Consider the following 6,716-nt stretch of genomic DNA (forward strand, 5'->3'; position numbering starts at 1 on the left):
CCTCTACCACAAGGAGAAAAACAACATTACTTACAATACCCACATAAAGAATATCGTTTCCACTCTAAACTAACGTTATACATTCGTACAATATTTATATGATTTATTTTTAATCAAGATTTGTTTTTACGATTTAATGTAATTTTACCATAATATAGTCGATTATACTTAAATATAAAAATTAAATAGGGAGGATTGAATAAATTTATGAAAATACTAAAATTTACGAAGATACTTACTGAGGTTTCATTTAAATCTTTATTACTAACTCCATTATTGGTAACTACGATGGTAGCACAAACAACGAGTGTGTTAGCTCAACCACGTGTGAAAACAGAACCAACCTACAATTTTGCAATTTTAGCTGGCACAACAATTACTAATACCGGAAAAACCTCAATTGACGGAAGTGTAGGTCTATTTCCAGGCACTGCGTTTACAGGTCAGGAAAGTGCATCTGTAAATGGTAATAAACAATTAGCAAAGGCAGCAGCACTTAATGCTAAAAACGATCTCATAACTGCATATAATGACGCCGATGAAACAAAAAATGTAACCCGCATCCCAACTGAGCTTGGTGGAACTACCTTGACTCCTGGCACTTATGATTCAGCCTCAGGCACCTTTGAGATAACGGGCAATTTAGTACTCGACTCACAAGGTGATCCTAATGCGGTTTTCATATTCAAGGCTGCCTCCACTCTAGTAACTGCATCAAACAGTAGTGTTACCCTCATTCACAGTGCGCAGGCATGCCAAACCTTTTGGAAGGTTGGAAGCTCTGCAACATTAGGAACAAACTCTTCTATAGTCGGACACATCGTAGCCCTTACATCAATTACAGCAAATACCGGTGCTAAAGTTCGAGGACAATTAGTGGCAAGGAACGGTGCAGTAACACTAGACAGTAATACCATAACAAAATAGATCATAATACAATAAATGGTGGAATCAATATTTGTAAATATTGATTCCACCATTTATATTAATAGACTATTTTATGTTAAAATCAAAACTTTTAAACTAAAGTTTTTATCTTACTTTAGTAAATACTAATCCGGAATAACTATTACTGATACTTTAGCATTTCTAACAACTTTACTTGTTACAGAACCAATTATTCTATATAAACCTTTTTTACTACACTTTGTCATTATTATTATATCATGGCTATCCTTTTCAGCCTTTTTTAATATTTCATCTGCAGCATATCCCAAAATTGAAAACTTTTCAATTTCATACCCTTCCAGTTTCATTATTGCTTTATCTAAAACCGCTCTACTTTCCTCTGCTAAATATCCAAATTCATTTGGAGTTGAATTTGGCGTTGTAACTATCATCTTATTAGTTAAAACCGTTTCCACTACATTCATTAGTGTAATAGAAATAGAATCCTTACTAAAGAAATCCTTCAACCAATTAATAGAGTGCATGCTTCTCTCAGTACCATCTAATGGCACTAATATTTTTAATTTTTTCATATTCAACGCCCCCTTAAACTGTTTATATATATATAGTAACATGAAAATAAGTAAATGTGGTAGAAGCTAATAAAAATTAAACATTATTTACTAATACAGTGCTAAATTCAAAGCTTTCATATCTATGATGAGTTTTAGAATATTCAAAAATTTTACCATTTTCGAGGAAAGCTATTTTTCCTATTTCCATAATAAAGTCATCGTCTGTTAAATTTAAATATTTTTTATCATTAGAGTTAGCTTTATCGCCTCTTATAGATATATGTGAACTTTGAATTTTAAACCCAAGCTCATTATTTATGTAGTCATAAATAGATTCTTCTAAGTGTTTCTCTTTAAGGCCGGGTATAACATAAATAGGCATATAAGTTTCTTCTAGTATTTGAGGAATATTGTCTACAGAACGTAATCTTAAAATCTTATATACAAATTCATCAGTAATATTAAGTTTTTTTGCAACTTCTATAGTTGGCGTGATAATGGAAAATTCAATTACTGTTGATTTTAGATGTTTCTTTCCAAATTTTTTTGAATAACCGGAAAACTGTTCTAGCTCTACGGTTGTTCTTGAGGGAAAATTTTCTTTTACATATGTTCCAGAACCTTGTCTTCTTATTAACATACCTTCTTGAACTAATAAGTCTAATGCTTTAGCTACAGTAAGCTTGCTGCAAGCATAATCCACAGCTAAAGATCCTCCATCTGGAATTTTTTCATTAGGTTTATAAACGAGATTTTTTAGCTTATCTTTCATATCTTCATATATTACTTTATATTTAGGCAACATACATAACCCTCCACTTTAATTATTTACATGAATATATTATATATCATATTAATTTAAAAATATACCTTTTAAAATAGATATATATCTATTTTAAAAAGATATTGACTATTACATAAAATGCATATATAATAAAAATGAAAATGTTTACAAACAAGTTGTGAAACATAATAAGATTTAAAACGGAGGTTACTTATGAAAAAGATATATAAATTTCCAGAAGGATTTTGGTGGGGTAGTGCATCATCTGCGGAGCAATCAGAAGGAAAAGGTAATACTGGAAAAGGAAAAACTATTTGGGATCATTGGTTTGAAATAGAGAAAAACAGATTTTTTGATGAAGTCGGTCCAGATGTTACTTCAGATTTTTTTAATAGATATAAAGAAGATATAAAGCTAATGAAGAGTCTTTCACATAATTCATTTAGAATGTCTCTTTCGTGGGCAAGGTTATTTCCAAACGGAGATGGAGAGGTTAATGAAAAGGCAGTTGAATTTTATAACAATGTAATTAATACCTTTATCGATAATGATGTTAAACCTTTTGTTAATTTATATCACTTTGATATGCCAATGGCTATGCAAGAAAAAGGTGGTTGGGAAAGTAAAGAAGTTGTTGAGGCCTATGCAAACTATGCTGACACGTGCTTTGAACTATTTGGTGATAGAATTGAATATTGGTTTACGTTCAATGAACCTTTAGGACCAGTACTTGGAGGATATATGCAAGACTTCCACTATCCAAATATAATAGATTTTAAAAGAGCAGCTCAAGTGGCATTTAATACTATTCTTGCTCACGCAAAAGCTGTTGAAAAATTTAAAAAACATAATCTTAAATCCAAGATTGGAATTATATTAAATCTTAGTCCAACATATCCAAGAAGCTCAAATAAATGTGATGTTGAGGCTGCACGAATTTGTGACTTATTCTATAATAGAAGTTTCTTAGATCCTTGTGTAAAAGGATCGTTTCCTAAGAAATTAGTAGATATTCTTAAAAAATATGAACAAATGCCTGTATATACTCAAGAGGACATAGAAACAATAAAAGAAAACACAGCCCAAATACTTGGAATCAACTATTATGAGCCAAGAAGAGCAAAAGCAAAAGAAAATGTTGTAAATCCAAATTCACCATTTATGCCAGAGTGGTTATTTGATCCATATATATTGCCAGGAAGAAAATTTAATCCGTACAGAGGATGGGAAATATATGAAAAAGGTATATTAGATCTTTGCAATGATGTTAAAGAAAACTATGGTAATATAGAAGGCTTTATTTCGGAAAATGGAATGGGCGTTGCTGATGAGGCGAGATTCATTGAAAATGGTCAAATTAATGATAAATATAGAATTGAATTTATTAAGGGACATTTAAAATATATTCATAAAGCAATAGAGGAAGGATGTAACATTAAAGGATACCATTTATGGACTTTTATTGACTGTTGGTCATGGATGAATGCATACAAAAATAGATATGGGTTAGTTAGTTTAGATTTATTAACGCAAAAGAGAACTGTAAAGAAAAGTGGAGAATTTTATAAACTACTATCTGAAAATAATGGTTTTGAAGAATAACAAAGGAGGAGTCTAAATGGAAAAGCTCTTTAACAAACTAGGTAAAGTATCTCAAAAATTGGGTGGTCAAATCCACTTAAGATCAATTAGGGATGCGTTTGCATCACTAATTCCATTTATTATTATTGCAGGTTTAATGATTTTTATTAATAACGTTATTATTATACCAACAGGATTTATGTCTAAAGTTATTAATCCAGCAACATTAACTTCTTGGCAAGACATTGGGACATCTATTATTAATGGTACATTAAATTTTCTAGCAGTTTTGCTAGCAGGTGCATGTGCTTATCACTTAGCAGTAAATAGAAAGTTTGAAAATCCTATTGCACCAGCATTTTTAGCTATTTCTATATTTGTTATTTTATTGCCACTTGCAAGTTCAGTTACACCAGTAGGAGCTAAAGAAGCAGTCAACGTTTTAGGAGTTATCTCTTTTAATGCTACTAACTCAGGTGGTATGTTTGTTGGTATAATAACTTCAATTTTATCAACAGAATTATTTATATGGTTCTCTAAAAATAAAAGGCTTAAGATTAACATTGGTGGCGAAGGAGTGCCTCCAGCTGTTATAAAATCTTTTAATTCTCTAATTCCTATAATACTTACAATTATAACTTTTGCTATAGTCTCTTATGGCGTAAAGCAAATTTCTGGAACAGATATAAATACGTTAATTTTAAAAACAATACAAACACCATTGGTATCATTAGTTACTAGTTTACCAGGCTTTATAATATTAATGTTTTTATCGAATTTATTGTTTGCGATGGGTATACATCCAGGTGGAGTAGTTGCACCAATTATGGATCCAATATTATATGTAGCTATGAATCAAAACATGACAGCATATGCTAATGGCCAAGTTATTCCAAACATAATTAACATGGCATTTAAAGATACATTCGGTGTTATGGGTGGATCTGGTAATACTATAGCATTATTAATTGCTATATTTTTAGTCTCAAAGAGGAAAGACTATAGAGATATAGCTAAACTTTCTGCAGCACCCGGTATCTTTAATATTAATGAACCGATTATTTTTGGATTACCAATAGTATTTGACTTAAGATTAATGATTCCATTCGTATTAGCTTCACCAATTTCTCTAGCAGCTGCATACTTTGTAACGAAGATGGGATGGATGTCACGGGTAGTAATTCAAACCCCATGGACAACTCCACCAGTACTATCAGGATTTTTAGCAACAGGAGGAGACTGGAGAGCTTCAGTATTTCAAATAATTATGATAACACTTACAGTTTTATTATATATTCCTTTCGTAAAGCTTTCAGAGAAAAGAAATAGTGAATTTTAAATATAAAAAATAAAAGGGAGATGTTTTATTATGAAAAAAATATTATTAGTATGCAATGCAGGCATGTCAACATCAATGCTAGTACAAAAGATGAAAAAAGTAGCAGGAGAAAAAGGTATAGAAGTAACAATTGATGCTATACCCTCAACAGATTTATCTACGTGTTGGGAAAGTTCAGATGTGATTCTACTAGGACCACAAATTGGATTTATGAAAGATAGTGTAAAAGATACAGTAGAAAATAAGATACCAGTAGAGGTTATAAATACTATAGATTATGGGCGAATGAATGCTGATAAAGTATTAACAGTTGCTTTAGATTTAATCAAATAAGGAGGAATCAAAATGGAAGGATTAGAATTAATAGCTTTTAATATTATTAGTAATGTTGGAACAGCAAAGAGCATGGGAATAGAGGCTTTAATGAAAGGAAGGAGTAGGAAAATGAAGGAAGCAGAAGACTTACTCAAAGAAGCTTCTACTTTTATGAGAGAAGGACATAAATCACATGCTGAGCTTATTCAAAATGAAGCTAAAGGAAACAAACAAGAATTTTCATTACTTCTTATGCATGCAGAAGATCAGTTAATGTCTGCTGAGACAATATTATGCCTTGCTAAAGAAATGTTATACTTGCAAAATGAGCTAAATGAACTAAAAAGTTAAACTTTAAAAAAGTTGTCTTAAAATAGAATTGTTTTCTATTTTAAGACAACTTTTACTTGCAATGTTAAACATTCAGTTAATTATTAACTTGCTTATCTGTAATATTCTCTGTTCTTTGCTTCCTTTTTGCTTTATACTGCTCATATCTTTTTTTACCCTCATCGAATGCAACTATTTCTTCAGGGGTATTTAGAATAAGATTCGGTACTAAACTGGTTTTTCCTTTTTTATCTAAAGCCACCATCGTAAAAAATGAAGATAATGCTTTTTTTCGATCAGAACACTCTAAATCTTCTACTTCAACAGTTACGGCAATTTCCATAGACGATTTGCCCGCATAAGCAACCTGTGCAGTACAGATAACTAAATCACCAATAAATATAGGTAAATGAAATTCCAATTCATCAACTCGAGCTGTAACAACATTTGTACGAGAAAATCTTCTGCCTACTGCATATGCTGCTAAATCCATTAACTTCATGATTTCTCCACCATGAATATTACCTGCAACATTAGCTTGATTAGGTAGCATTACTTCACTAATAATTAATTTTGATTCTGATATAAGTCTATCCATATTTTTAGCTCCTTCTTTATAATCATTGAGATAATACTTTTAAAGTTTAGTCTCACAACCACATATAATCCTTAGTTTTTCTATCTTAAAATTTGAAAACAAGCTTGTTATATAAACTTCTCCATCTACTAGTTCTAGATTTACTTCAATGACTCGATAATGCTACCTGCAAGGGTATCCATTAAATCCCTATCTTCTTCTTTCATACTAGAGTTTATTGACATCTCATTGTCTAAAATAGTTATTTCTTTCATGTCATCCAAAAGTTCGCGCATCAATTTACCAGATTGAGGAGCCCATGAACCA

At 31.0% G+C, this 6,716-nt stretch carries 8 protein-coding genes and 1 pseudogene; 5 read left to right on the forward strand and 4 right to left on the reverse strand.

Features of this window, described 5'->3' with window-relative positions; all coding sequences use genetic code 11:
• The first annotated feature begins 207 nt into the window (after nt 1-207).
• Entirely contained in the window at nt 208-927 is a 720-nt protein-coding gene (locus tag KPL37_RS11180) for an ice-binding family protein (protein WP_216149338.1), read from the forward strand.
• Nucleotides 928-1,052: 125 nt separating this feature from the next.
• Here the strand turns inward: KPL37_RS11180 and KPL37_RS11185 are convergent, their stop codons facing one another.
• Together KPL37_RS11185 and KPL37_RS11190 are read right to left on the reverse strand one after the other, a co-directional pair.
• Complete coding sequence (locus KPL37_RS11185) at nt 1,053-1,481, reverse strand: universal stress protein (protein ID WP_216149340.1); 429 nt, start codon at nt 1,479-1,481, stop codon at nt 1,053-1,055.
• 76 nt (nt 1,482-1,557) lie between these two features.
• Complete coding sequence (locus tag KPL37_RS11190) at nt 1,558-2,268, reverse strand: GntR family transcriptional regulator (RefSeq protein WP_216149342.1); 711 nt, start codon at nt 2,266-2,268, stop codon at nt 1,558-1,560.
• Nucleotides 2,269-2,460: 192 nt separating this feature from the next.
• Here KPL37_RS11190 and KPL37_RS11195 point away from each other — a divergent pair, with 192 nt between their 5' ends.
• From KPL37_RS11195 to KPL37_RS11210, 4 genes are read left to right on the forward strand one after another with little or no spacing between them, the layout of a single operon-like run.
• Nucleotides 2,461-3,849: a glycoside hydrolase family 1 protein gene (locus KPL37_RS11195; RefSeq protein WP_216149344.1), complete on the forward strand. Its 1,389-nt coding sequence runs from the start codon at nt 2,461-2,463 to the stop codon at nt 3,847-3,849.
• 16 nt (nt 3,850-3,865) lie between these two features.
• Entirely contained in the window at nt 3,866-5,167 is a 1,302-nt protein-coding gene (locus tag KPL37_RS11200) for a PTS sugar transporter subunit IIC (protein WP_216149346.1), read from the forward strand.
• Between the two features lie 30 nt (nt 5,168-5,197).
• Complete coding sequence (locus KPL37_RS11205) at nt 5,198-5,500, forward strand: PTS sugar transporter subunit IIB (RefSeq protein WP_216149348.1); 303 nt, start codon at nt 5,198-5,200, stop codon at nt 5,498-5,500.
• Between the two features lie 12 nt (nt 5,501-5,512).
• A complete protein-coding gene (locus KPL37_RS11210; RefSeq protein WP_216149350.1) occupies nt 5,513-5,833 on the forward strand; it encodes a PTS sugar transporter subunit IIA in 321 nt (106 codons plus the stop codon).
• A 76-nt stretch (nt 5,834-5,909) separates the two neighbouring features.
• On the opposite strand, the gene KPL37_RS11215 is transcribed toward KPL37_RS11210, so the two are convergent.
• Both KPL37_RS11215 and KPL37_RS20260 read right to left on the reverse strand, forming a co-directional pair.
• A complete protein-coding gene (locus tag KPL37_RS11215; protein ID WP_216149352.1) occupies nt 5,910-6,410 on the reverse strand; it encodes an acyl-CoA thioesterase in 501 nt (166 codons plus the stop codon).
• A gap of 140 nt (nt 6,411-6,550) precedes the next feature.
• Nucleotides 6,551-6,716 (reverse strand): annotated as a pseudogene (locus tag KPL37_RS20260) (FprA family A-type flavoprotein); the annotation flags it as partial.

Source organism: Clostridium frigoris, from assembly GCF_018861865.1.
Lineage (GTDB): Bacteria > Bacillota > Clostridia > Clostridiales > Clostridiaceae > Clostridium_AD > Clostridium_AD frigoris.